General features: G+C 64.1%; 24 protein-coding genes and 4 pseudogenes. 11 read left to right on the top strand and 17 right to left on the bottom strand.

Features of this window, described 5'->3' with window-relative positions:
* Positions 1–44: 44 nt before the first annotated feature.
* Positions 45–1,526, bottom strand: coding sequence for a flavin-containing monooxygenase (locus tag MSTE_RS04570; protein ID WP_096499348.1), 1,482 nt, complete (start codon positions 1,524–1,526; stop codon positions 45–47).
* A 74-nt stretch (positions 1,527–1,600) separates the two neighbouring features.
* Between MSTE_RS04570 and MSTE_RS04565 the strand changes: the two genes are divergently transcribed.
* The 4 genes from MSTE_RS04565 to MSTE_RS04550 are packed head-to-tail and all read left to right on the top strand — an operon-like array spanning position 1,601 to position 4,435.
* Entirely contained in the window at positions 1,601–2,239 is a 639-nt protein-coding gene (locus MSTE_RS04565; RefSeq protein ID WP_096499346.1) for a TetR/AcrR family transcriptional regulator, read from the top strand.
* Positions 2,226–3,323, top strand: a complete 1,098-nt coding sequence (locus tag MSTE_RS04560; protein WP_096499344.1) for an alcohol dehydrogenase catalytic domain-containing protein — start codon at positions 2,226–2,228, stop codon at positions 3,321–3,323. Before MSTE_RS04565 ends, MSTE_RS04560 begins: the two co-directional genes overlap by 14 nt.
* Entirely contained in the window at positions 3,320–3,763 is a 444-nt protein-coding gene (locus MSTE_RS04555; RefSeq protein ID WP_096499342.1) for an acyl-CoA thioesterase, read from the top strand. Before MSTE_RS04560 ends, MSTE_RS04555 begins: the two co-directional genes overlap by 4 nt.
* A 6-nt stretch (positions 3,764–3,769) precedes the next feature.
* On the top strand, positions 3,770–4,435 hold the full coding sequence (locus MSTE_RS04550) for an enoyl-CoA hydratase/isomerase family protein (RefSeq protein ID WP_096499340.1): 666 nt from the start codon (positions 3,770–3,772) through the stop codon (positions 4,433–4,435).
* On the opposite strand, the gene MSTE_RS04545 is transcribed toward MSTE_RS04550, so the two are convergent.
* From MSTE_RS04545 to MSTE_RS04535, 3 genes are all read right to left on the bottom strand, one after another.
* Positions 4,397–4,828 (bottom strand): hypothetical protein, encoded by a 432-nt coding sequence (locus tag MSTE_RS04545; RefSeq protein ID WP_096499338.1) that lies wholly within the window; start codon positions 4,826–4,828, stop codon positions 4,397–4,399. The two genes, MSTE_RS04550 and MSTE_RS04545, sit on opposite strands and share 39 nt — an antisense overlap.
* Positions 4,825–5,253, bottom strand: coding sequence for a MarR family winged helix-turn-helix transcriptional regulator (locus MSTE_RS04540; RefSeq protein ID WP_096499336.1), 429 nt, complete (start codon positions 5,251–5,253; stop codon positions 4,825–4,827). Before MSTE_RS04540 ends, MSTE_RS04545 begins: the two co-directional genes overlap by 4 nt.
* An 89-nt stretch (positions 5,254–5,342) precedes the next feature.
* Positions 5,343–7,103, bottom strand: a complete 1,761-nt coding sequence (locus MSTE_RS04535; protein ID WP_408645907.1) for a hypothetical protein — start codon at positions 7,101–7,103, stop codon at positions 5,343–5,345.
* Positions 7,104–7,361: 258 nt separating this feature from the next.
* On the opposite strand from MSTE_RS04535, the pseudogene MSTE_RS25810 reads away from it, so the two are divergent.
* From MSTE_RS25810 to MSTE_RS25800, 3 genes and pseudogenes are all read left to right on the top strand, one after another.
* A pseudogene (locus tag MSTE_RS25810) lies at positions 7,362–7,756 on the top strand (Y-family DNA polymerase); the annotation flags it as partial.
* 84 nt (positions 7,757–7,840) lie between these two features.
* A complete protein-coding gene (locus MSTE_RS25805; protein ID WP_408645906.1) occupies positions 7,841–8,053 on the top strand; it encodes a hypothetical protein in 213 nt (70 codons plus the stop codon).
* A gap of 21 nt (positions 8,054–8,074) precedes the next feature.
* Complete coding sequence (locus MSTE_RS25800; RefSeq protein WP_408645905.1) at positions 8,075–8,557, top strand: DinB/UmuC family translesion DNA polymerase; 483 nt, start codon at positions 8,075–8,077, stop codon at positions 8,555–8,557.
* Here MSTE_RS25800 and MSTE_RS04525 read toward each other — a convergent pair.
* The 3 genes and pseudogenes from MSTE_RS04525 to MSTE_RS04520 all read right to left on the bottom strand — a co-directional run bounded on the left by MSTE_RS04525 (position 8,554) and on the right by MSTE_RS04520 (position 10,006).
* The gene (locus MSTE_RS04525; protein WP_331712869.1) at positions 8,554–9,036 is read right to left on the bottom strand and encodes a polysaccharide deacetylase family protein; all 483 of its coding nucleotides are present in this window, start codon (positions 9,034–9,036) and stop codon (positions 8,554–8,556) included. The two genes, MSTE_RS25800 and MSTE_RS04525, sit on opposite strands and share 4 nt — an antisense overlap.
* Positions 9,037–9,061: 25 nt before the next feature.
* Positions 9,062–9,166, bottom strand: a pseudogene (locus MSTE_RS25705) (polysaccharide deacetylase family protein); the annotation flags it as partial.
* A 58-nt stretch (positions 9,167–9,224) separates the two neighbouring features.
* Positions 9,225–10,006: pseudogene (locus tag MSTE_RS04520) on the bottom strand (VOC family protein).
* A 119-nt stretch (positions 10,007–10,125) separates the two neighbouring features.
* On the opposite strand from MSTE_RS04520, the gene yaaA reads away from it, so the two are divergent.
* On the top strand, positions 10,126–10,872 hold the full coding sequence (yaaA, locus tag MSTE_RS04515) for a peroxide stress protein YaaA (RefSeq protein WP_096499334.1): 747 nt from the start codon (positions 10,126–10,128) through the stop codon (positions 10,870–10,872).
* Here the strand turns inward: yaaA and MSTE_RS04510 are convergent.
* The 4 genes from MSTE_RS04510 to MSTE_RS04495 all read right to left on the bottom strand — a co-directional run bounded on the left by MSTE_RS04510 (position 10,862) and on the right by MSTE_RS04495 (position 15,213).
* Entirely contained in the window at positions 10,862–12,682 is a 1,821-nt protein-coding gene (locus MSTE_RS04510; protein ID WP_096499332.1) for a hypothetical protein, read from the bottom strand. The two genes, yaaA and MSTE_RS04510, sit on opposite strands and share 11 nt — an antisense overlap.
* 101 nt (positions 12,683–12,783) lie before the next feature.
* Positions 12,784–13,170 (bottom strand): DUF779 domain-containing protein, encoded by a 387-nt coding sequence (locus tag MSTE_RS04505; protein ID WP_096499330.1) that lies wholly within the window; start codon positions 13,168–13,170, stop codon positions 12,784–12,786.
* A 52-nt stretch (positions 13,171–13,222) separates the two neighbouring features.
* The gene (gene adh, locus MSTE_RS04500; RefSeq protein WP_096499328.1) at positions 13,223–14,740 is read right to left on the bottom strand and encodes an aldehyde dehydrogenase; all 1,518 of its coding nucleotides are present in this window, start codon (positions 14,738–14,740) and stop codon (positions 13,223–13,225) included.
* A 74-nt stretch (positions 14,741–14,814) separates the two neighbouring features.
* Positions 14,815–15,213, bottom strand: a complete 399-nt coding sequence (locus tag MSTE_RS04495) for a PaaI family thioesterase (RefSeq protein ID WP_096499326.1) — start codon at positions 15,211–15,213, stop codon at positions 14,815–14,817.
* Between the two features lie 144 nt (positions 15,214–15,357).
* Between MSTE_RS04495 and MSTE_RS04490 the strand changes: the two are divergent.
* Positions 15,358–17,347 (top strand): annotated as a pseudogene (locus MSTE_RS04490) (MDR family MFS transporter).
* Here MSTE_RS04490 and MSTE_RS04485 read toward each other — a convergent pair.
* Positions 17,310–17,861: a TetR/AcrR family transcriptional regulator gene (locus MSTE_RS04485; RefSeq protein WP_162291559.1), complete on the bottom strand. Its 552-nt coding sequence runs from the start codon at positions 17,859–17,861 to the stop codon at positions 17,310–17,312. The pseudogene MSTE_RS04490 and the gene MSTE_RS04485 sit on opposite strands and share 38 nt — an antisense overlap.
* A 91-nt stretch (positions 17,862–17,952) precedes the next feature.
* Here MSTE_RS04485 and MSTE_RS04480 point away from each other — a divergent pair, with 91 nt between their 5' ends.
* Positions 17,953–18,864, top strand: coding sequence for an LLM class flavin-dependent oxidoreductase (locus tag MSTE_RS04480; protein ID WP_096505429.1), 912 nt, complete (start codon positions 17,953–17,955; stop codon positions 18,862–18,864).
* Between the two features lie 15 nt (positions 18,865–18,879).
* On the opposite strand, the gene MSTE_RS04475 is transcribed toward MSTE_RS04480, so the two are convergent.
* The 4 genes from MSTE_RS04475 to MSTE_RS04460 all read right to left on the bottom strand — a co-directional run bounded on the left by MSTE_RS04475 (position 18,880) and on the right by MSTE_RS04460 (position 21,135).
* Positions 18,880–19,167 (bottom strand): hypothetical protein, encoded by a 288-nt coding sequence (locus MSTE_RS04475; RefSeq protein WP_096505427.1) that lies wholly within the window; start codon positions 19,165–19,167, stop codon positions 18,880–18,882.
* Between the two features lie 113 nt (positions 19,168–19,280).
* A complete protein-coding gene (locus MSTE_RS04470) occupies positions 19,281–19,724 on the bottom strand; it encodes a type II toxin-antitoxin system Rv0910 family toxin (RefSeq protein ID WP_096499322.1) in 444 nt (147 codons plus the stop codon).
* A gap of 36 nt (positions 19,725–19,760) precedes the next feature.
* Positions 19,761–20,987 (bottom strand): lipase family protein, encoded by a 1,227-nt coding sequence (locus tag MSTE_RS04465; RefSeq protein WP_456300709.1) that lies wholly within the window; start codon positions 20,985–20,987, stop codon positions 19,761–19,763.
* Complete coding sequence (locus tag MSTE_RS04460) at positions 20,920–21,135, bottom strand: antitoxin (protein ID WP_030094378.1); 216 nt, start codon at positions 21,133–21,135, stop codon at positions 20,920–20,922. The genes MSTE_RS04465 and MSTE_RS04460 overlap by 68 nt, the downstream gene beginning before the upstream one ends.
* Before the next feature lie 54 nt (positions 21,136–21,189).
* Between MSTE_RS04460 and MSTE_RS04455 the strand changes: the two genes are divergently transcribed.
* The gene (locus MSTE_RS04455; protein WP_096499320.1) at positions 21,190–22,023 is read left to right on the top strand and encodes a class I SAM-dependent methyltransferase; all 834 of its coding nucleotides are present in this window, start codon (positions 21,190–21,192) and stop codon (positions 22,021–22,023) included.
* Positions 22,024–22,028: 5 nt separating this feature from the next.
* On the opposite strand, the gene MSTE_RS04450 is transcribed toward MSTE_RS04455, so the two are convergent.
* Positions 22,029–22,703 (bottom strand): slipin family protein, encoded by a 675-nt coding sequence (locus MSTE_RS04450; RefSeq protein WP_096499318.1) that lies wholly within the window; start codon positions 22,701–22,703, stop codon positions 22,029–22,031.
* Positions 22,704–22,723: the final 20 nt, after the last annotated feature.

The raw sequence follows: 22,723 nt of genomic DNA, 5'->3' as shown, positions 1-22,723 counted from the left end.
GAGAATGGCCGGGTGCTGACTGCACCCGGCCATTATGCAGGTATTTACCTGCCTATTGCAACGGGGGCCTCACGCGAGACCTTTACCTTGCTGAATCGCACACCCTTGTCGGCGACCTTGCCGTACTTGAGGACGGGCAGCTCACGGAAGTAGTTCTGGTACGAGCGCCACGGCGCCAGCGGCACCTGGTGTGGCACCGCGCTCTCCGCGCGGGTGACATACCCGGAGACCAAGTCCTCCAAGAACGGCAACCGCTCACTGGTCGGGGGCTCAACCGGCCACACGACCGTCTGGCCCTCTTTGTCCATGTACTTGAGCAGGCGGCAGGCGTACTGCGACACCAGATCGGCACGAAGGGTCCACGATGCATTGGTGTACCCGAAGGTGAAGATGAAGTTCGGCAGACCGGTCAGCATCAAGCCCTTGTAGCTCACCGAATCCGCGGGGTTCACCTGCACGCCGTCCACCACAGGCTTGAGCCCACCGGCCAGCTGAACATTCAAACCCGTTGCGGTCACGATGATATCGGCCTCGAGCTCTTCGCCCGACTCCAGCAGGATACCCTTCGGCGTGAACCGCGCGATGCGGTCGGTGGCTATGGAGGCAGTGCCCTTGCGCAGCGCGCGGAACAGATCCGAATCCGGCACCACACACAACCGCTGATCCCACGGGTTGTACTTCGGGGTGAAGTGCTTGTCCAGATCGAAATCGGGCAGCTGGCGCTTCAACAGCGCGCGCAGGATTCCCTTCATACGCTCGGGGTCGCGGCGGCTGGTCTGGTAGCTGATGAAGCTGACCATCTGGTTCTTCCACTTCACGATCGGGTAAGCGATCGAGGCGGGCAGCTTGCCCTGCAGCGCCACCGCGAGCGCGTCCGTCGACGGCAGCGACACCACATAGGTGGGTGAACGCTGCAGCATGGTGACGTGCCCAGCGGTTCCGGCCATCGCGGGAACCAGCGTCATGGCCGTCGCACCACTGCCGATGACAACAACCTTCTTGCCGGCGTAATCCAGATCTTCCGGCCAGTGCTGCGGATGGATCACCTGGCCGGTGAAGTCTTCGATACCCGCGAACTCCGGCGTGAAGCCTTTGTCGTAGTTGTAGTAGCCGGTGCACGCCAGGAAGAACCGCGTGGTGAACTCGACGATCTCACCCGCGTGCTCGGCCCGCACCGTCCAGAGTCCCTGCTCGGAGGACCACTCGGCACCGACGACCTTGTGACCGAAGCGGATCTTCTTGTCCACGCCGAACTCGCGGGCGGTGTCGGTGACGTACTCGCGAATGGAGGTTCCGTCAGCGATGCCCTTGGTGCTCGTCCACGGACGGAAATTGAAGCCCAGGGTGAACATGTCGGAGTCGGAGCGGATGCCCGGGTAGCGGAACAGATCCCAGGTACCACCGATGCGCTCGCGCGCCTCCAGCACCACGAAGTCCTTGCCCGGCACGTCACGGGCGACATGGCAGGCCATGCCGATCCCCGAGATTCCGGCGCCCACGATGACAATGTCGACATGTTCGGTCATGAGAGCTAGGCTATCGACGCAGTGTCGAGAAAGTCAACAGTGTGTCGACAAATTTATAGAATGCGCAGGTAGACGTGACAAAACCGGCAACGCGAGGCCGCAAAACCACGCGTCCCTCCGGGGACGAGCGGATACAGGCCATCCTGACCAACACCGAGGAACTGCTCGGGCAACGCCCACTGACGGATATCTCCGTCGATGATCTAGCGCGTGGAGCCGGCATCTCGCGCCCCACGTTCTACTTCTATTTTTCCTCGAAGGAGGCGGTACTTCTCACGCTGGCCGAGCGGATCATCGAAGAGGCCGACGCCAACGTCGCCGGTATTGACCCCGCGGCCATGACAAGCCCCGCCGAGTACTGGCGCGCCGTGATCAAGGCCTACTTTGACGCCTTCGGCTCCCACCGGGCCCTCACCGTCGCGTTGTCCAGCATGCAAGGAACAAGCCCCGAGCTAGATCAACGCTGGTCCGAGGTGACGGAGAACTGGGTCTCCAACACGACGCTGGGCATCGAGGCCGAACGCACGCGCGGCGCCGCGCCCAACACCATCCCAGCCCGCGATATCGCTATTGCTCTCAACCTCATCAACCAGGCGATGATGCGCGCCACCTTCACCGGGCAGCAGCCCGCGGTCGACGACGGCAAGGTGGTCGATACGCTGCTCCACGTCTGGCTCAATGCGATTTACGGAGGGGTCTGTGCGAATTCGTAGTGCGGTGCTGCACGCGGCACCGATCGAAAGGCCATACCGCGACACACACCCACTGAAAGTCGTTGAACTCGAACTCGACCCACCGGGCCCCGGCGAGGTACTGGTCCGGATCGAAGCCGCAGGGCTGTGTCACTCGGATCTGTCAGTCGTCGACGGCAACCGGATACGTCCGGTGCCCATGGCGCTCGGACACGAGGCCGCCGGCGTCATCGCAGAAGTCGGCCCCGGTGTTCGCGACGTCTCCCCCGGCGACCACGTGGTGCTGGTGTACGTACCGAGCTGCGGCGCCTGCAGGTACTGCTCGTCGGGCCGCCCGGCGCTGTGCCCGGACGCTGCGGCGGCCAACGGCCGCGGTGACCTCATCCGCGGCGGTACCAGACTGCACGGCCTCGACGGTTCCGAGGTTCGTCATCACCTGGGCGTCTCAGGCTTCGCCGATCATGCCGTGGTGGACCGCAATTCGGTGGTCGTCGTCGATAAAGACGTACCACTGGACACAGCAGCGCTGTTCGGGTGCGCCATGCTGACCGGCTTCGGAGCGGTCACTCACACCGCGTCCGTACGCCCCGGCGATTCGGTCGCGGTCCTGGGGCTGGGCGGTGTGGGGCAGGCCGTGGTGATGTCCGCGGCGGCGGCCGGCGCCGGCGAGGTGCTGGCCATCGACCCGGTACCCGCCAAACGCGAGCTGGCCCTTGAGCTCGGGGCCACCGGCGCGTGCACACCTGACGAAGCGCCCGGCGGTCACGACTGGGTGTTCGAGGTGGTCGGATCGGCCGCCGTGCTGGAACAGGCCTACGCGCTCACCGGCCGTGGTGGGGGCACCGTATCGGTGGGTCTGCCACATCCGGATGCGCGAATCAGCCTGCCCGCGTTGAGCATCGTCGCCGAGGGCCGCAGCATCCTGGGCTCCTACATGGGATCGGCGCAGCCACAACAGGACATCCCGGCGATGCTGGCGCTGTGGCGCGTCGGACGGCTGCCGGTGGAAAAGCTGAAGTCCGGAGAGCTGCCCCTCGATGACATCAACATCGCGCTGGACGCACTGGCCGACGGACTCGCGGTGCGTCAGGTGCTGCGCCCATGACCAAGCCGGAACTGCCCACCAAGGCCGACTTCCCGGTGCATCGTCGGCACCAAACCCGTTGGGCCGATAACGATGTCTACGGGCACGTCAACAACGTCGTCTATTACGCCTGGTTCGATACCGCCGTCAACGGCTGGCTGATGGAAGCCGCTGGGTGCGATATTCGCGACCTGCCCGCCATCGGCGTCGTGGCCGAAACCTCGTGCAAGTATCTGGCCGAGGTGTCATTCCCGGACGAGCTGTCCATCGGCTTGGCACTGGAGCATCGCGGGCGCACCAGCGTGATCTATAAGCTCGCGGTGTTCAAGGTCGTCGACGGTGTTGTCGAAGACGCTCCCCGCGCCCTGGGCCGGTTCGTCCATGTGTATGTGGACTCCGACGCCCGCACACCTGTCCCCATTCCCGAGCAAGTCGCGACAGCTCTCGAACAGTTGAGGTAAATACACATGCCAGCCCTGCAGCGCACCGAAGGCATCTACACCCTTGAGCTCGGTACCGACGAGAACCGTTTCACGACAGCGAATATCGAGCAGATCAACGCGTTACTCGACGAGATCCTGGCCGATGAAAGCCCCTCGGCTCTGGTGGTCACCGGCAGCGGCAAGTTCTTCTCCAACGGGCTCGACGTCGACTTCCTGGGCGCCAACCCCGACAAACTCAGCTGGTACATCACCGAGGTCCAGAAGATTCTGGCGCGTTTCCTCGTGTTCCCCACACCCACCGTCGCCGCTGTCAACGGCCACGCCTTCGGCGCCGGAGCCATGGTCGCACTGGCATGTGACTACCGAGTGATGCGCACCGATCGCGGCTTCTTCTGTCTGCCCGAGGTTGACCTCGGCATGCCGTTCACTCCCGGCATGTCGGCACTGTGTCAGGGCAAGATGACGCCGCAGGCGGCATCGGCCACCATGCCCAGCGGGCGTCGGCTCGGCGGGTCCGAATCACTGAACTATCAGATCGTCGACGCGGCCGTTGCCGAGGATCAGGTGCTTTCCACCGCAACGAGTTTCGTGGCGCCACTGGTAGGCAAGAATCGGGATACGCTCGGCACCGTCAAGTACGGGATGTACGGGTCAATCGTGCCACTGCTGCTCGCCGGCCTGGGGTCGTGACAACAGAGCAACAATCGCCAGTGCCACCGCGATAGCCGACACCGCGAGCGCGATCCAGAATCCGTAGCCGGTCACGATCGGCACCTTGACGTTGACGCGGTAGTACAGCAGCTCGAGCCCCAATAGTCCGAGCGCAAGTACACCTGCGGCGATCGGGGCGATGCGGTGAAGAATGTGCTGCCCCACCATGCATCCGGCCACCACAAGTAACGCCGAAACCAGCAAGATCATCTGTCCTGCACCGAATCCCGGTGGCAGCACCACCGATCCGGTCGCGCCGCCGATGGCGTTGGCCCTGCCCCCACCGCTGGCCGATGTTCGCAACCACGGAAGCCAGACGCTGAACCCGATCACCACGCCGGTGAAAGCGATCAGCCACCCGGCGCGTCTCATGGCAGCTGACTCGGAACGCACTTGGCCAGCATTGCCTTCAACGCGCGGCGCTCATCAGCGGTCAACTTCTCCGTGACCTCGTTCTCGCCCGCGGTCACGGCCTCAACCGCCTTGTCCAGCTGGGTGCTGCCGCGCCGGGTGAGACGAGCCGGCAGGGACCTGCCGTGGTCCGCGTTCTCCGGACGGCTGATCAAACCTTCTTGCTCCAGCCCGTGCAGCACGGCGTTCATGGCCTGCCGGGTAACCATCGCCTGCCGAGCCAGCTCGGAGTTGGACATACCGGGGTAGGTGCGCAGGATCTGCATACAGATGTACTCGGGCAGGCTGAGGCCCATCGGCTCCAACCGGGCCGCCACCTTGCCGCGCAGCGATGTCGCGGTGCGGGTCAGCAAGTACCCCAGGGTGGCGGTTCCGTCGATTTCCATGTCAATGATGTTGACTTATGTCAGTTCCGCTTACAAGCAGGTCCCCGCACCATGTCGGGCGCGGGGACCTTTGAGCTTGTTACCGGGGACTAGTCAGACGACGCCTTGTGCGAGTCGCTGTGCGAGGAACCGTTCGAGACGCTCGAGTGCGAGTCGCTCGATGAGGAGCTCGAAGCGGACTCCGACTTACCGGTGCTCGACGCGGCGCTCTCGGGCTTCTTCGCAGCTGAAGAGTCATTTTCGGACTTCTTCGGTGCGGACCCCTTGTCGGACTTGGCGTCCTTGGAATCAGCCTTCTCGCTGTTGTCTGCCTTGGCCGAGTCTTCGGTCTTCGGCGAAACTCCGCCACTGACCTCGCCGACCTTGGTGACCGGTGTGGGCAGTTTGACCTTCGGCACGTTGACCTTCGGCTCCGCAGGCTTCGCGGCCTCAGCCGGGGTGGCGGGCTTGACGGCCTCAGCCGGAGTCGCAGGCTTGACGGCCTCAGCCGGAGTCGCAGGCTTGACGGCCTCAGCCGGAGTCGCAGGCTTGACGGCCTCAGCCGGAGTCGCAGGCTTGACGGCCTCAGCCGGAGTCGCAGGCTTGACGGCCTCAGCCGGAGTCGCAGGCTTGACGGCCTCAGCCGGAGTCGCAGGCTTGACGGCCTCAGCCGGAGTCGCCGCTTCGGCCGGGGTCTCCGGCTTGGTCGATCCAGCCTTGGCCGGCTCAGCTCCGGCGGCAGCCTTCGAACCGGCAGCCTTCGCCTCGGTCACCTTCGACGCATCGAGCGTCTTCGAGTCGACCGTGGTCGTCTTGCCCAGCGCCGAAAGAATCGAGGTCGGCACCTTGGCGGCCGCGGTGTTCGCTGTCGCCGAGGGCAAGAGACCCGAAGGCAGGAGCGATGCCGGATTCTGCGTCAGAGCCGTCACCACCGCGATCGTGTTCGTCACGTAGGCACCCGGCAGACCGACCAACAACCCGAACGCCTTCGTCTCGGCGTTAATCAAGTTCTGGATGGTCGGAGCGGCTGTCGTGCCATCGGGGCTGGCAATCGCCTGCCCGGTCAGCAGCTGGAACGGCGCATTCACAATCACGAACGGCGACGCCAACACCGGTGACCTCGTGTACTTCGCGTCATACTGCAGCGGACCAACGAGCAGGTTCACCAACGGATTCGCAGACGGCCACGTCGACCCCGCAGGCGCCGTCGGAGCAGCCGCGGCCGCCGGAGCTGCCGCATTCGTCGCAGCGAGCGTCTTGGTGGTGGGTGCTGTCGTCGGCGATTCCGCGAGCGACAGTGCAGTGGTCTTAGCGACCGATGAGGTCGCGGTCGCCGAGGGCAGAAGACCCGAAGGCAAAAGCGATCCCGGATTCTGGGCGATCGCCGATACCACCGCGATCGTGTTCGCGACATACGCCGCCGGAACACCCGCCAACAACCCCAACGCCTTCGTCTCGGCGTTAATCAAGTTCTGGATGGTCGGAGCGGCTGTCGTGCCATCGGGGCTGGCAATCGCCTGCCCGGTCAGCAGCTGGAACGGCGCATTCACAATCACGAACGGCGACGCCAACACCGGTGACCTCGTGTACTTCGCGTCATACTGCAGCGGACCAACGAGCAGGTTCACCAACGGATTCGCAGACGGCCACGTCGACCCCGCAGGCGCCGTCGGAGCAGCCGCCGTGGACACACCTGGCCATGCGGCTAGCGAGCCGATGCTGGTGGGCGACAGCGTGCCGTCGTTCGACGTCAGGATGTAAGCCTGCGTCGACACGGTCCGATGTTGTTCCGGACTGGCGCTAGGAGTTTGGATCGCGATCGCCGAAGCCGACGCGGCGATGCAAACACTGCAAACCGTCGCGGCCGCCATGGCACGAAGTCGTATACGCACGTAAACCACCCCTTCTGGGCAAATTTTGTGAACAGGCTGAAAGTAACCTGAGGAACTTGCCATAAACTTAGGGCACACCGCACCATGCCGCCGACCACGAACTCGATAGTTTTCCTAGCCGTAAGTCAAATATCTCCCGGGCGCCACTAAGGATTGCCCTGCGCTTCTCCGAATCAACCAGCGGTTGGGCAAATCAACCCGTTATGGCTGTCAAACCCCGGTGCGAGCATCTACTTCATGACCAGAACCGCAAGCATCCTGCACGCTGATCTGGACTCGTTCTACGCCTCCGTCGAGCAACGTGATGATCCGGCGCTGCGCGGCCGCCCGGTTATCGTTGGTGGCGGTGTCGTGTTGGCCGCCAGCTACGAAGCGAAGCGATACGGGGTGCGCACCACGATGGGGGCCGACAGGCGCAGCAGCTATGCCCGAAAGCCGTGGTGGTTCCACCCCGTTTCGACGCGTACAGCGCGGCGAGCAAGAAGGTATTCGAGGTCTTCCGAGACACCACTCCTCTGGTCGAGCCGTTGTCCATCGACGAGGCGTTTCTTGATGTCTCTGGCTTACTGCGCATTTCGGGCACGCCGCGCGATATCGCGGCGACGCTGCGCGCGGAGGTACGCCGGCGGGCGGGTCCGCCGATCACCGTCGGGATCGCTCGCACCAAGTTCCTGGCCAAGGTCGCCAGCCGACAGGGCAAGCCCGATGGACTGTTGGTGGTGGAGCCCCACGAGGAGCTGTCATTCCTGCGCCCCTTGCCGGTGCAGGCACTGTGGGGCGTCGGTGCGATCACCGCCGAGAAGCTGCGGGTGTACGGCATCCATACGGTCGCCGATCTCGGCGAGTCCACGCTGGCATCCATGGTCGGCCGGGCCATGGGCCACCAATTACATTGCCTGGCACATAATGTTGACCCACGACGGGTGTAGGTTGGACGACGGCGGCGCTCGATCGGCGCGCAGTGCGCACTCGGCAGACGACGCCGCAGCGCCGCTGAGATCGACGCCATCGCGACGCAACTCGTCGAACGGATTGCCCGCCGGATGCGTGGCACCGGACGAAGCTGCCGAACGGTGGTGCTGCGGCTGCGGTGCGACGATTACACGCGCGCGACACGATCACACACCGTGCTGCGGCCCACGACGTCTACCGAGCACCTGCTGTCAGTGGCACGACAGCTTGTAACCGAAGCCAGTCCGCTCGTCGCCGAACGAGGTATCACCCTGATCGGGTTCTCCGTTTCCAACTTCGACCCATGCGGGGCAGCGCAATTGGAGCTTCCGTTCACGGGTTTGACGGAGAACGCGCTGGAACTCGACAGTACCCTTGATGAACTACGCGACAAGTTCGGCACTCGATCGGTCACCCGCGCCACGTTGTTACATAGCGGCGGACACGAGGAGTGGGGTATCCCCACCCTCGAGGACATCTAACGACACGGAGTGGCAAGTAACTGGGACACAGTGACGAACCGATAACCCTGCCCCTGGAGGCGTTGCGAAATTTCGGGGATCGCCGAAATTGATTCCCGACCAGAGGAATACATCACATGCAGCAGAATGATCGACCCGGGATGCACACGGGAGACGGTCTCCTCCACGATCGCTTCCCGCGTTCGCGGTCCTTCGGAGTCGGGCTCGACGTCCCACATCACGGTGATGCGGTCATGGGACGCGAGATACCGCGGCAACCCGTATAGCTTCTTGCCGTAAGGCGGGCGAAAGGTTATGGCACCGCTGAATCCTGTTGCCCGGATTTGCTTATCGGTTTTCTCCACTTCCTCCCGCACGGTGGCGGGAGTGACGAAGACCAGTCGACGGTGGGTGTAGCTGTGGTTGCCGATCTCGTGACCGGCCGCGGCGATCTGGCGTCCCGACCACGGATTCCTCGCAGGTGACCGGAATGTGCGCACGCTCGAGCGTCACCAGCACCTCGGAGGTACGGCCGCTCGGCCCGTCATCAAGCGTGAGCGCGACCACCTTCTCATCGGTGACACGGTGCGCGACAAGCTTTCCCGCCAGCTGGACGGTGCGCGCATTCATCAAAAAGTAAGCCCCGTCATCGTCGCAAGAACGACGACGAGGCCTACCACGGCCGCGATCAGGAATCGACGGAGCACAACCAGAAGGTACCGCCGGTGGTGTCCTGAACCAGCGCCATCCGGCCATATGGGGTGTCCTGCGCAGGTGCGAGGACCACTCCCCCGAGCTCGGTAACCCTTGTCGCGCTGGCGTCGGTGTCCGACGTACCGAAATACACCGCCCAATGCGCCGGCACGCCCTCCGGAAGTGCCCACTGACCCACTGTCGCGTCGTTGACACCGGCGATCGGTTCTCCGCCGTGCTGGGCACACGCATACCGGAACTCATCCGAATCGCCTTCCACCTTGGTGTCCCAACCGAGCACCTTGGTGTAAAAGTCGACCGCCTTGTCGTATTCACGGGTGTTCAGCTCATGCCACACCGGTGCGCCCGCCTCGGCGACCAGCTGGAAACCCTTGTGGGCCAGCGGCTGCCACAGCCCCACCACGGCACCGGAGGGATCACCGAAGAGCCCCATGTATCCCAGCTGCGGAACTTCCATGGCCGGCAAGCGATTTGCGCCACCGTTGTCGACCGCCTTCTGCAGCGTGGCGTCGATGTCGTCGGTGGCGAAGTAGGTAGTCCAACTGTCGGGAGCGTTCCACTCCGGATTGTTGGTGATCATTCCCGCGACGGCCTTGCCATCCTTATGCGCGTTGACATAGCCGCCATACTCAGGGCCGGCCTCCTGCAGCGTCTAGCCGAACAGCGCGCCATAGAACGCCTTCGACTTCTCGAGGTCCGATGAGGCAAGGTCGATCCACGCGGGGCGCCGAGTGGAGTTTCTTCACGAGTGGGCATGGGGTCTCCTTGTACTGGATGGGGCACTCACCCATATCGACCATCCAGACCACCAAAACTCATCGCAGCTGTTGACCCGCCGCGCCGTAAGCGGCGGCCAGTTCGCTACGGTCTGTGGCGTGATCGTGTTGCTGCCACCCTCAGAGACCAAACGCGAAGGTGGAGATCATGTTCCTCTGCGCCTGGACACGCTGGCCACACCGTCGCTGAATCCGGTGCGTGCGGCACTCGTCGACGAACTCGTCGCCCTTGCCGCCAACCCTCCGGCATGCAGGAAGGCGCTGGGTATCTCGGCCTCTCAGGACGCCGAAATCCAGCGCAATGCCGAGCTACGGGTCTCCCCCACCATGCCTGCCCTGCAGCGGTACACGGGCGTGCTGTACGACGCCCTGGATGTGACGTCTCTGCGCGGCGCCTCCGCAATGCGTGCACGCGAACGCCTCGCCGTCGGCTCGGCGCTGTTCGGACTGCTACGCGCCGACGATCCGGTCCCGGCCTATCGGCTGTCGGCCTCATCCAAGCTGCCCGGAGGCCCGTCGTTGTCCGCACGCTGGAAGCCGGTACTGGAACCGGTCTTGGCCGAGCTGGCCGCCGACGAACTGGTGGTGGACCTACGCTCGGGCTCGTACGCAGGATTGGGGCGGCTACCGCAGGCGATAACCGTTGATTGCCTCACAGAGCATCCCGATGGGCGGCGTACGGTGATCACCCATTTCAACAAGGCGCACAAGGGAAAACTGGCACGTGTCCTCGCCGGCAGCAGAGCCGAACCCAATGACGCCGCCTCAGTGGCTGCCGTTGCCCGCCGCGCCGGACTTCATATCGAACGCGACGGCGACACGCTCACGATCATCGTCAGTCAGTAGACCCGGAGTGCGACTTTCCCTCGGAAGAGTGCGACTCTCCTTCGGAGGAATGCGAACTCCCTTCCGATGACGGTGAGCTCTTGCCGGTCGACGGCTTCTCCGTCGAGGGCTTATCGGCGGGCTTGTCGGACGTGCCACCCACGGAGGGGGTCGAGCCTTCGCGAACCTTGGTCGCCGTAGACTCAGCGGGCGTCTTGCTGTCCGTTTCGGCGCCCTTGGATCCCTCGGTGGTCTTGGTGCCGCCGGTGGTGGTGGTTCCACCGGGTGTCGACTTCAGGCTGTCGCGGACGACCTTCACCGGGCTGCTGGCGGGTTCCGGCTTAGTCTCCGGCTTGACCGGTTCGGGCTTGGTCTCCGGCTTGACCGCAACGGGCTTGGCAGGCTCGGGCTTCGTAGATGCTGCCGCCGCCGGGTCGACCTTAGGCTCAACAGCCTTTGTCGGGTCGACAGCCTTCGTCGGATCAACCTTGGGCTCAACAGCCTTTGTCGGGTCGACAACCTTCGTGGGGTCGATGACCTTGGGCTCAACGACCTTTGTCGGGTCGACAGCCTTCGTCGGATCAACCTTGGGCTCAACAGCCTTAGTGGGGTCAACAGCCTTAGCCGGATCTGCCTTAGCCGGATCTGCCTTTGTCGCGTCCGCGGGAGTATCAGCGGGCTTGGCCTCATGCTCGGTTTTGGGCGACTCTGCGGGCGTATCGCCAGGCTTGGCCCCGTGCTCGGTATTGGGAGTCTTCGCATCAACGTCGCGCTTGGAGGTCTCTGACTTCTCGGACGCGGTTTCCGGCTTGGTGACAGCCTGATCGACCTGCTTCGAGGATGTCTCCGGCGTGGCCCCGGGGTCGGTCCCAGGTAGCGATATCTTCGGCACCTGTCCCAGCAGGCTGGACAAGTCGTTGAGCGCCGCGGCAATGACCGTCGGCACACCCTCGGTACTGCCGATGATCGCCTGTACCGGCACCGTGATCGGCAGCGCCAGCACATGCAGCACCGCGAACGCCAACTGCGCAAAGTAGGACGGCGTGCCGAACGCCGGGCGCGGGCCCGGAGGAAAGTTGCTAGGCAAGGGTTCCAGCGCCGGGGGCGGCGTATCGGCGGGCGCTTCGGCCTCCGCGGCCGCCGTCTTCGGCAATGGCGAGGGGGCCTCTGCGACCTTCTGCTGCGCTGGCGCCGCCGCCGGTTGCTGAGGCGAGAACCCCGGTACCTGGCCCAGCAGGCCCGACAAGTCATTGAGTGCCGCGGCTATCACCGTCGGCACACCCTCGGCGCTGCCCAGGAAGAACTGCACAGGCACCGTGATCGGCAAGGCCACAACGTGGAACACCGCAAAGGCCAACTGCGCAAAGTAGGACGGCGTGCCAAACGCGGGCCAATGTGTTCCCGGGAAGTTGGTGGGCGGCGCAGGCTCGTCGGCCGCGGGCGGATCCGTGGGCTGCTCGACGGGCGGATCTACCGGCTGTTCTACCGGCGGGTCGACGGGATTGACCGCGGCCGCGGTGATCCCCGGCGCCGAACCGGTCGACGCGGCTTGCGATGCCGTGAGGAGTTTGGCAACCGTCCCAATGAGATCGCTGCTACTCGGTACCCCGGTCGCCACCGGATTCGATTGCGCCCCAGCATCATTCTGCGGAGCAGCCACCGCCAGCAGATCAGAGAACGACGTGAGAGAAACTGCCCGATTCGTCACGGAACGTGTTGTGTCCGTAGCAGTTAGCGAAGGGATCGGCCGCACGGTGCGCGCGTCCACGCCTGTCCCGACACACAGACTGCACACCGCAGCAACCGCAGCAGTTCGAATAGCTACATACACTGGATGACACTCCCCTACGACCGACCCGACCAGACAGCCTCCGACAAGGGCAAACTACTACCTCTGCGGGCAACCGACAACACGAAGGACTCGGCAGCGCCTCAACCGTCGGCGCCGGTCCTGACCGGCTGATTCGCCAACGCCAGCACCTCGCCATCGGTGAACAACCTTGACCGGATGAGGAAACGCACCCCCTCCGGGGCCTCCAGCGAAAATCCAGACCCTCGCCCGGGCACCACGTCAACCGTCAAATGTGTATGTGACCAGTACTCGAACTGGTCGGCACTCATCCAGAATGGCGTTCCCCCGCTAACCTCGCCGAGCAACACATCCGATGCACCCACACGAAATTCCCCGCGCAGGTAACACATCGGCGCACTCCCGTCACAGCAGCCGCCGGACTGGTGGAACATCACGGGCCCATGTCGAGCCACCAGCGAAGCCAACAGCTCGGCCGCCGCCGGAGTGAGCTCGACGCGATTGATCAGGGTCGGACTTCCTTCGCGTGAACGGGCGGTACCTCCCGCTTGCGGGGGATCATCAGAAGAATCCCGCGGCGTCGGGCGAGTAGCTCACCAAGAGGTTCTTGGTCTGCTGGTAGTGGTCGAGCATCATCTTGTGGTTCTCACGCCCGATACCGGATTTCTTGTACCCGCCGAACGCGGCGTGCGCCGGGTACTGGTGATAGCAGTTTGTCCACACCCGCCCCGCCTTGATACCGCGCCCCAGCCGGTAGGCGTTGGTCATATCGCGCGACCACACCCCTGCACCCAATCCGTACAGCGTGTCGTTGGCGATCTTCAACGCCTCGTCCAGCGAGTCGAACTTCGCCACGGACAGCACCGGACCGAAGATCTCCTCCTGGAAGATACGCATGTTGTTGGTGCCGGCGAACACCGTCGGCTGGATGTAGGCGCCATCCGGGTAATCGGCAACCTTTCGAGCGTCACCACCGGTGAGCACCTGGGCACCCTCTTGTCGTCCGATATCGATGTACGACAAGATCTTTTCGTACTGATCGTTGCTCGCCTGAGCACCGATCATGGTGTCCTCGTCGAGCGGATCCCCGCCCACGATGGCTTCGACCCGAGTGATCGCACGCGCGATGAACTCGTCATAGATGGACGAGTGCACCAGCGCCCGTGAGGGACACGTGCATACCTCACCCTGATTGAGCGCGAACATGGTGAAACCTTCGAGCGCCTTGTCCAGGAACGCGTCATCGGCGGCCATCACGTCAGGCATGAAGATGTTGGGGCTCTTGCCCCCAAGCTCCAGGGTGACGGGGATGATGTTCTCGGTCGCGTACTGCATGATGAGGCGCCCGGTGGTGGTCTCACCCGTGAAGGCGATCTTGGCGATACGCGGGCTGGAGGCCAGCGGCTTACCCGCCTCCACGCCAAACCCATTGACCACATTGATGATTCCCGGCGGAAGTAGATCGGCGATCAACTCCATCAGCACCAGGATCGAGACAGGCGTCTGCTCGGCCGGCTTGAGGACCACACAGTTTCCTGCCGCCAGGGCCGGCGCCAACTTCCAGACGGCCATCAACAACGGGAAGTTCCACGGGATGATCTGGCCGACGACCCCCAGCGGCTCATGGAAGTGGTAGGCCACGGTGTCGTGATCGATCTCTGAGATCGATCCCTCCTGAGCGCGAAGCACTCCGGCGAAATAGCGGAAGTGGTCGATCGCCAGCGGTATATCGGCATTGAGACTCTCGCGGATGGGCTTGCCGTTATCCCAGGTTTCCGCGACCGCGAGTCGCTCGATGTTCTGTTCCATGCGGTCGGCGATCCTGAGCAGCGTGTTGGACCGCTCGGCCGCTGACGTGTTACCCCATGCCTCGGCCGCGGCGTGAGCGGCGTCCAGCGCCTTGTCGATGTCCGGCGCGGTACTGCGGGCAACCTGAGTGAACACCTTGCCGTCGATCGGCGAGGAATCGTCGAAGTACTGGCCATCCGATGGAGCAACCCACTCCCCACCGATGAAGTTCTCGTACCGGGGCGCGAAAGTGACTGCGCTGCCTTCGGTTCCGGGTGCTGCATGCTTCATTGCCTGCTCCTGTCGGTCATCGATGTGAGCCCTGTGACGTACGTTACACCCAGCTCAGGGGTGGGGCACAGGTGTCATCCGCGCGGCCACAACACCAGCTGGGTGCACCGGAACACAGCCAGCGTGCGCCCGTCATCGGATGTCACCGTCGCATCCCAGAGCTGGGTGGATCGCCCACGATGAACCGGCACGGCAGTTCCGGTGAGCTTTCCGCCCCGCGCAGTGCCCAGGAAGTTGGCCTTCAGCTCTATGGTGGTGAATCCGGTCGCCCCCTCCGGCAAGGAGGCCAGGCATCCGTACCCACACAACGTGTCCGCGAGCCCGACTATCACGGCGGCATGAACGAACCCGTTCGGGGCGAAAAGCTCACCGCGGATCGGAAGCTCCGCCATAACCCGATCGTCCTGAAACGACACGGACTCGATACCCAGGTAGCCGGGAAACTGATCCGTCGGAAGGTCTTCGTGTATCATCCGGCTTCCTGTCCACTTAGGTGCGAGCAACCTGAGTTCACGATGCCCGGTCCCACATACCTTTAGCATGGGTAAGTTATGTCAGCCGAATCCCAGCAGCAGTCGCCTGAGCCCGAAACAGTCGATCAGGAAGCCGCGAGCTCCATGATCAGCGTGCAGCGCCGCAATCTCATCTTCGTCGCGGTCCTGCTGGGGATGCTGCTGGCCGCGCTGAACGGCACCATTGTCGCCACCGCCCTGCCCACCGTCGTCGCCGATCTCGGAGATGCCGGGCACCAGTCGTGGGTGGTCACCAGCTACCTGCTGGCCTCTACCGTGGCCACGGCCGTCATGGGCAAGTTCGGAGATCCGTTCGGCCGGCGCGCGGTCTTCATGGCCTGCATCGTCATCTTCGCGGTCGGATCGCTGCTGTATGGCTGGCTCCATGTCCATGCTGGTCGGTGCGCGCGCGATCCAGGGTCTTGGCTCCGGTGGCCTCATGGTGACGGCGACCGCCCTCATCGGCGAGATCATTCCGATGCGCGAGCGCTATCAGCGCATGCTCGGCGCGGTCTTCGGGGTGACGACCGTGATCGGCCCGCTGTTGGGCGGACTGTTCACCGATCATCTGGGCTGGCGCTGGGCTTTCTACATCAACCTGCCCATCTCGGTGGTGGTGATCGTGGTCGCGGCCGCCACCATCCCGGCCCTGGCCAAGGCGACGCGCCCCGTCATCGATTACTGGGGCATCGTGCTCATCGGATTGGGCGCCTCGGCCCTGACTCTGGCGACCAGCTGGGGTGGCACCACCTATGCCTGGTCCTCGCCGATGATCATCGGACTGTTCGTCGGCTCGGTCGCCGCGATCGGCGTGTTCGTCTGGGTGGAATCCCGTGTATCCGAACCGATTCTGCCGCCGCGGCTGTTCCGCGACCCGGTCTTCACGATCTGCTGCGTGCTGAGCTTCGTCGTTGGCTTCGCGATGCTCGGGGTGATGACATATCTCCCGACGTTCATGCAGTTCGTCAACGGTGTCTCGGCCACCGTCTCGGGCATGCGCACCCTGCCCATGGTGGCGGGCATGCTCATCACCTCCACCGGAACCGGCATTCTGGTGGGCCGCACCGGCAGGTACAAGCTCTACCCCGTCCTCGGTACCGCCACCATGGCTATCGCGCTGGCGCTGCTGTCCAGGATGGACAACTCGACGCCCTTCCTGTTGCAGTCGCTGTACCTGCTCATTCTGGGGGTGGGCATCGGCGCCTCGATGCAGGTACTCACCCTCATCGTGCAAAACACGGCCCGATTCGACGATCTGGGCGTCGCGACCTCCGGTGTGACGTTCTTTCGCACCATCGGCAGCTCCTTCGGTGCCGCGATATTCGGGTCACTGTTCTCTAATTTCCTTGCACGCGAGATCAGCTCGGTGAAAGTGCCACCCGAGGCCACCGAGTCACCACAGGCGCTCCACGCACTGCCGCACGATGCCGCGATACCGGTCATCAACGCCTACGCCGACTCACTGGACCTTGTGTTCCTGTGTGCCACACCTGTTGCCGTCATCGGTTTCGTCGTCGCACTGTTCCTCAAAGAGGTCCCGCTGCGCGGAACCGACTCGGCCCTGGCCGCCGATATGGGCGAGGGCTTCGGCATGCCCAACTCGTTCTCACCAGACAAACTGCTGGAGATCGCGATCAGCAATGCCATGCGCGGATTCCCACATATCGGCTTGCACAAGCTGCGCGAACACGCGGGTGTGTCGATGCCCATCGCGCCGCTGTGGGCCCTGGTGCAGGCCAACCGCTTCCTGCGCGCCACCGGATCTGCCGAGGTGTCCCGAATCGCGCAGTGGTACCGGATACCGCCGGAGGTCATCGACCCCGCGTTCAACGAGCTCGTCGAAAACGGGTACGCCCTGCGCACCAACGACCACATCTGGCTCACCGACCCCGGACGCCAGGAAGTCGACAAGATCAGCGAGGCAATCAACCAGTATTTGGTCGAACGACTTTCCAGCACACCCGATTTCGAAGACCGGGCGGACCGTGAGCAGATTCAGGCAGCACTGGAACGCATTTCACGGCGAATCGTCACCGACACCGACTGGCGCGAGAACCCTATTCCTGCACTACCCGGGGCGTCACCAGCCCGCTGAGCAATGCTTCGATCCCGGGACGCGGATTGAAGTTCGGCGAGGGGTTGGCCAGCTGCTGGTAGATGATGCCCGTCAGGTAGTCCTGAAAGATTTCAGCATGCAGCTCAGGGGTTTTCGGGTCCACTTTGCGCATGAGCTGCAGTGTGCGGGGAATCTGCGCATCCCGCCCACGCTGCAGCGGCTCCCTCAGCTCGGGATGGCTCCAGCCCTCCATGAGAAGCGCCATGTACGCCCGCACCCGGGTGCTCATCATTCCGACAGCACCGTTGGCGTACGCGGTGCCGATACCGACCAGATCAGCCACCGTGGTCGGATTGATCTCGGTGACAAGCGCCCGCCAGAAGGCCCGGCGAAGCTTCTCGATCTCGACAATGACACCCAACAACAGCGCATCGCGTGTACGGAAATGATTCGACGTGGTACCGCTCGGGACGTTCGCCGCCGCATCCACCGAGCGATACGTAAGACCCCCGACACCCATGGTGCCCGCCACCTCAATGGCAGCCGCGATCACCTCTGCCCGCCGACCCCTTGGTTGCTCCTCCACCGTTTCGAGGGTAGTACGCAATAACGGCGATATGCGCACCGGCTCTAGGCTGGAAAACATGCGCTTCTCGATATGGGGACAAACCAATCAATCCTGGGCAGATCTGCTGGATATCGCCCAGTACGCCGACGGCGGATCGTGGCGTGCCTTCTACGCCGCAGACCACTTCATGGCGCACGCGGACACCGCCGAACAGCGCACCGACTTCCACGAGGCCACCGCGCTCTTTGCGGCGCTCGCTGCGGCCACCTCACGAATCCGGCTCGCTCCCCTGGTGCTGTCGATGACGTTCCGGCATCCGGCGGTGCTCGCCAACTGGGCGGCCACCGTCGATCACGTGAGCCAGGGGCGCTTCACGCTCGGACTGGGCGCCGGCTGGCAGGAGAACGAACACCAGCGCTACGGGCTAGAACTCGGCAGGCCCGGACCACGGGTCGACCGATTTTCCGAAGGGCTACAGGTGATTACCGGCCTGCTCAACGAAGTAGCCACCACGGTGAACGGCCAGTACTACCAGCTGGCGGAGGGCATCTGCGAACCCAAGCCGTTGCAGCGGCCGCTGCCCATCCTCATCGGCGCCACTCAGCCGCGCATGCTCGGCCTCACCGCCAGGTACGCACAGGAGTGGAACCAGTGGTCCGCGCCCGGCACCTTCCGCGAAGTCTCGGGCCGCCTGGATGCCGCCGCCGAGAAGATCGGCCGCGATCCTGCGACGATTTGGCGTTCCACTCAGGCGCACATCATCGTCACCGACAGCCCGCAGTCCGAGGCCCGGGCCGCGGAAACCGCTGCGACATCACCGATTCCGGTGCTGTACGGCACCGCGGAACGCATCGCGGAGCAGATGGCACCGTGGGCACAAGAGGGTGTTGACGAGGTGATCCTGCCGGATCACCTGCTAGGCACCGGGCCGGCTCGCCGGGACGCCTATGACGCCCTGGCGCAGGCCCTTAGGCCGCTCGCGGACTGACGTCCGGGCGAGGGCTTAGTTGCCCCAACTGCGCTGGCCGTCCCAGCCACCACAAACGCCGTTGTAGCAGCCGTGGCCCCAACCGCCCTGACCTGGGTTCCATCCGCCGCATACGCCGTTGTAGCAGCCACCGCCGCCACCTGCGTCACCGCCACCTGAGCCGCCGGGATCGGCAAGAACCACCTGGTTAGACGTGGTTGTCGGCACCCCGGTGGTCATCACGGCGGCAGGAGCAGCAGCGATCAGTACCGCGCCAGCACCTGCGGCGAACACCGTTCCGATGAACTTCCGTGTGATTGACATATATCCATATTGCTCCTTGTTCGGGAGCATGCCAACAACCGACACTCACTCGATACGGAGCCAATCACAAACGGTCGCTTATGTTTTCGCAGGTAGAACGCAAAAAAGGGCGATTACGAGGCGGATGCAAAAACTTGAACGAACTTCGACAGCGAGGCGTCGATGTCGCTGCGCAACGCGGCCGCGACCAGTGCGCCGATCGGGCCGAACATCGCGGGGCCGCCCAAATGCAGGGTGAAGTCCACGACCGAACCCGGCCCCTTCGGGGTGATCGTCACCCGGAGCTTGACCTTCACGCCACCCCTGCCCTGTCCCTCCAGCGACAGTCCCGTCGGAGGGTCGTACTTCTGGAGGGTCCATTTGACCCGGTTGTACATGCCCTTCACACACACGATCGAATCGATCACCGTGCCCTTTTCCAGGGTCTCGGGCAACGCGCTGCGCCACGCGGTGTGAACACTCAGCCACTCATCGAAACGCCGCAGATCCGAGGCGTGCTCCCAGGCCTCTTGCGGAGGGAGGGGCACATCGATGGAGGAATTCAGTTTGGCTGCCACGTCGGCAAACGATACCGGAGCGACATCAACAAGCCGCTAGCAGTTACTGGGGGCTGGAATCCCGGCAAACCGATCCGCGATCCACTGCACACCTAGCCGCTCACCTTCGGGATCCACATGTCCCTTACCGGGCGCCACGATCTCCTGGACGGTGTCGCCCAACGCGCACGCCCGTCGCACCGCAGCATGGATCCAGCGGGCGTCGATCAGCCGATCAGCCCCGCCCGCGTAGACGAGCATCGGGCCGGAGGCCGGCCCCAACGGCAACGAGATCCGCTTCAATGCGCGCGCGAAGATCTCCGCATCCTGTGCGGTAGTGCCGTGAAAATCGTTGGCGCGCAATCTACCTATGGCCGCCGCGCGCGCCGGATCCAGCCCGTTATGACATCCCAGCAGCAGCGCCTTATCGTGCGGGTTGTCCTGAAAAGAGCCGTGCAGGAAGTTCTCCGGTCTCAGCTCGGGGACGGTGACCGACAGCCCTGTGAGCAGAGTGGGCATCATCGAGAGCTGGCTCCAGTCGTACCGTCCGTCACCGACGTGCGTCGCCATGTCGGTCAGGTCCGCCGCCGGGGACAGATTGGCCGCGCCCACGAACTCCAGTTCCGGGGCGTAATCGCCCGCGAGCTCGGCGGCCGCCCAGGTCGCCTGGCCGCCCTGGGACGCGCCGATCGCCGCCCATGTCGTCGAGGACCCGGGAATCAGCGACATCGCGGCGCGCGCCGCGTCGACGACGTTGAACCCCTCCGATCTCGGTTCCAGGTACGGATGTGGGCCTGGAACACCCAGCCCCTCATAGTCCGTGATGGCCACCACCCAGCCGCGCTTGGTGAGGTTGCGCACCAACCAGATGTAGCCCCGCAGATCGGGAGCTCGCGAGACCGCGCACTCGTCATCCAGACCGGTGGTGCCGTGACCGACCGACACAATGGGCCAACCTTGTTGTGGAGGTTGGCCTTTCGGTGAAAACACGACGCCCGTCACCTCGGTCGGGGTGCCGGTGGCACCCGAGGTCGACATGTAGCGGATCAGGTGACCGTCCGCGATGGCGTCCAGATCCGGGGCCAACGACAAGGGCGCATCGGAGAGCACCTCACCCGGCGGCGGCGAGGGAGGCGGAGGTGCGACACCTTCCGCCTCGACCCTCGCGCAGGCCGCCGTGACCAGCACCAGCGCCGCCAACAGCGGCGCCAGTCGGTTACTGAGCGTCGCCGTCCTTAGGAGCTGCGGCCCCTTCGACCTTCTCGACCGCACCCTTGGCGGCATCCTGCACCTTGTCCACCACTGCCGAGTACTTGCCACCGGTCTTGGAGTCGATGGCGTCGCCGACCTTGTCGACGGCCTGGTTCACCTTGTCCTTGTTGCCCGCCAACAGGCTCTTGAGCTTGTCGATGAGGCCCTTGAAATCAGCCATGTGAGGTTCTCCTTCGGTCTGGGACGGCGCAACTGTAGTACGAGTTCGCGGCGTATGTTGGGTCGAGTGACGGACCGCGTGAAAATCACGCTGAGCGGCGCTCCAGAGACCATGCTGGCCACCCTGTACGGCCGGGCACAGGACGCCATGTCCCCGAATTCGGTTCTTCATGACCACTATGCCGCCGAGGCCGTCGCGCGCATCGACTACGACTTCTCCAAAACCAAGATCAAAGGAACCCAGGCGGTCGGGGTGGCATTACGCGCCCGCCAACTCGACGTCTGGACCTCGGAGTTTCTCGCCGCACACCGAGAAGCGACGGTGCTGCATCTGGCCTGTGGGTTGGACACCCGAATCTTCCGGATGAATCCGCCCGAGACGGTGCGCTGGGTCGATGTCGACTACCCCGACATCATCGCGCTGCGGCGCGCGCTGCTCCCCGAGCGCGGTGGCGACTATCGGATGCTGGGCAGCTCGGTCACCGATGAGGCATGGCTGGACGATATCCCCGCCGATCGCCCCACTCTCGCGGTGTTCGAGGGCCTGACGATGTATCTGACGCAGGCCGAAGGACAGTCCCTGATCCGTCGGATCACCGGCCGATTCCCCAGCGGACAACTGGCTTTCGACTGTTACGGCAGCATCGGAATCACGCTGCAGAAGCTTGTGCCCGCAGTGCGCAACGCGGGCGCCACCCTGCACTGGGGTATCGACGACCCCGGCCAGATCGAGGCACTACATCCCGGGCTGCACTGCCTCGATGACCTGCGCAGCACCGACGTGGCAGGTGAGGAGCACCTGGCTCTGTCGGGCCGCATCCAGATGAAGGTGATCTCGCATATCCCCGCCCTGCGCGATATCGGCAGGATCATGCGATTTTCCTTCTAGGGCGATCAGCGGTTGAGGACGACCGTGGCCTTGCCGTCCGCCACCGACTCCAGGGTCCGCAGCTGCAGCAGCTCCGGATTCTCCCGCAACAGCTTGGCGGTGTTGGCCATCGAGCGCAGCACAGCCGCCTCGGCGCGGGCCCGCTCCAACTGGGCCTTACCCGCCTCCCGGGCCAACAGCGGCCCGGCCAGCGCCTTACGCACCTCGCCGGACAGCATGATGTCCTTGACGACGAACCGGGTCACCGTGACGCCGAGCTCCTCGGCCTCGGACGCTAGCCTCGCAACGGCGTCGACGCCCAGAAACTGTCCCCGCTGAGCCAACAGCTCATCGAGCGTCAGTGCCGCGACGGCGTCACGCACCTGCAGCTGAGCACGCAGGTAGATACCCCAGTGCACCGAGCCATTCTCGGCGGCGGCGAAAACGTCCGGCACGGACACATTGTACTCAACCGATGCCGATACCTTCACGGTGAAACCATCGACGGTCAGCACATCTTGACCGACCACCTGAATCGACTGCGCACGCATGTCCACGGTGACCAAGGTGTCGGTACGCGGGCGCGTGTAATGCACGCCTGGCGTCAGCACCGCCTTGAACACGCCGTCGCGGTACAGCACACCGCGCTGCCACTGCATGATCGTGATCTTCTGCCCGAAGATCTCTTCCCACATACTCATCCTTACTCACCTCTCTTACC

The organism is [Mycobacterium] stephanolepidis (genome assembly GCF_002356335.1).
Classification (GTDB): domain Bacteria; phylum Actinomycetota; class Actinomycetes; order Mycobacteriales; family Mycobacteriaceae; genus Mycobacterium; species Mycobacterium stephanolepidis.
This window is presented reverse-complemented; position numbering and strand designations above follow the sequence as displayed.

Bases quoted from the DNA above. Each gene is read 5' to 3' on its own strand.
- MSTE_RS04570 (WP_096499348.1), bottom strand. From the start codon at position 1,526: ATGACCGAACATGTCGACATTGTCATCGTGGGCGCCGGAATCTCGGGG.
- MSTE_RS04555 (WP_096499342.1), top strand. From the start codon at position 3,320: ATGACCAAGCCGGAACTGCCCACCAAGGCCGACTTCCCGGTGCATCGT.
- MSTE_RS04550 (WP_096499340.1), top strand. From the start codon at position 3,770: ATGCCAGCCCTGCAGCGCACCGAAGGCATCTACACCCTTGAGCTCGGT.
- MSTE_RS04545 (WP_096499338.1), bottom strand. From the start codon at position 4,828: ATGAGACGCGCCGGGTGGCTGATCGCTTTCACCGGCGTGGTGATCGGG.
- MSTE_RS04540 (WP_096499336.1), bottom strand. From the start codon at position 5,253: ATGGAAATCGACGGAACCGCCACCCTGGGGTACTTGCTGACCCGCACC.
- MSTE_RS04535 (WP_408645907.1), bottom strand. From the start codon at position 7,103: ATGGCGGCCGCGACGGTTTGCAGTGTTTGCATCGCCGCGTCGGCTTCG.
- adh (WP_096499328.1), bottom strand. From the start codon at position 14,740: ATGAAGCATGCAGCACCCGGAACCGAAGGCAGCGCAGTCACTTTCGCG.
- MSTE_RS04495 (WP_096499326.1), bottom strand. From the start codon at position 15,213: ATGATACACGAAGACCTTCCGACGGATCAGTTTCCCGGCTACCTGGGT.
- MSTE_RS04480 (WP_096505429.1), top strand. From the start codon at position 17,953: ATGCGCTTCTCGATATGGGGACAAACCAATCAATCCTGGGCAGATCTG.
- MSTE_RS04475 (WP_096505427.1), bottom strand. From the start codon at position 19,167: ATGTCAATCACACGGAAGTTCATCGGAACGGTGTTCGCCGCAGGTGCT.
- MSTE_RS04465 (WP_456300709.1), bottom strand. From the start codon at position 20,987: ATGCCGCCAAGGGTGCGGTCGAGAAGGTCGAAGGGGCCGCAGCTCCTA.
- MSTE_RS04460 (WP_030094378.1), bottom strand. From the start codon at position 21,135: ATGGCTGATTTCAAGGGCCTCATCGACAAGCTCAAGAGCCTGTTGGCG.
- MSTE_RS04455 (WP_096499320.1), top strand. From the start codon at position 21,190: ATGTTGGGTCGAGTGACGGACCGCGTGAAAATCACGCTGAGCGGCGCT.
- MSTE_RS04450 (WP_096499318.1), bottom strand. From the start codon at position 22,703: ATGAGTATGTGGGAAGAGATCTTCGGGCAGAAGATCACGATCATGCAG.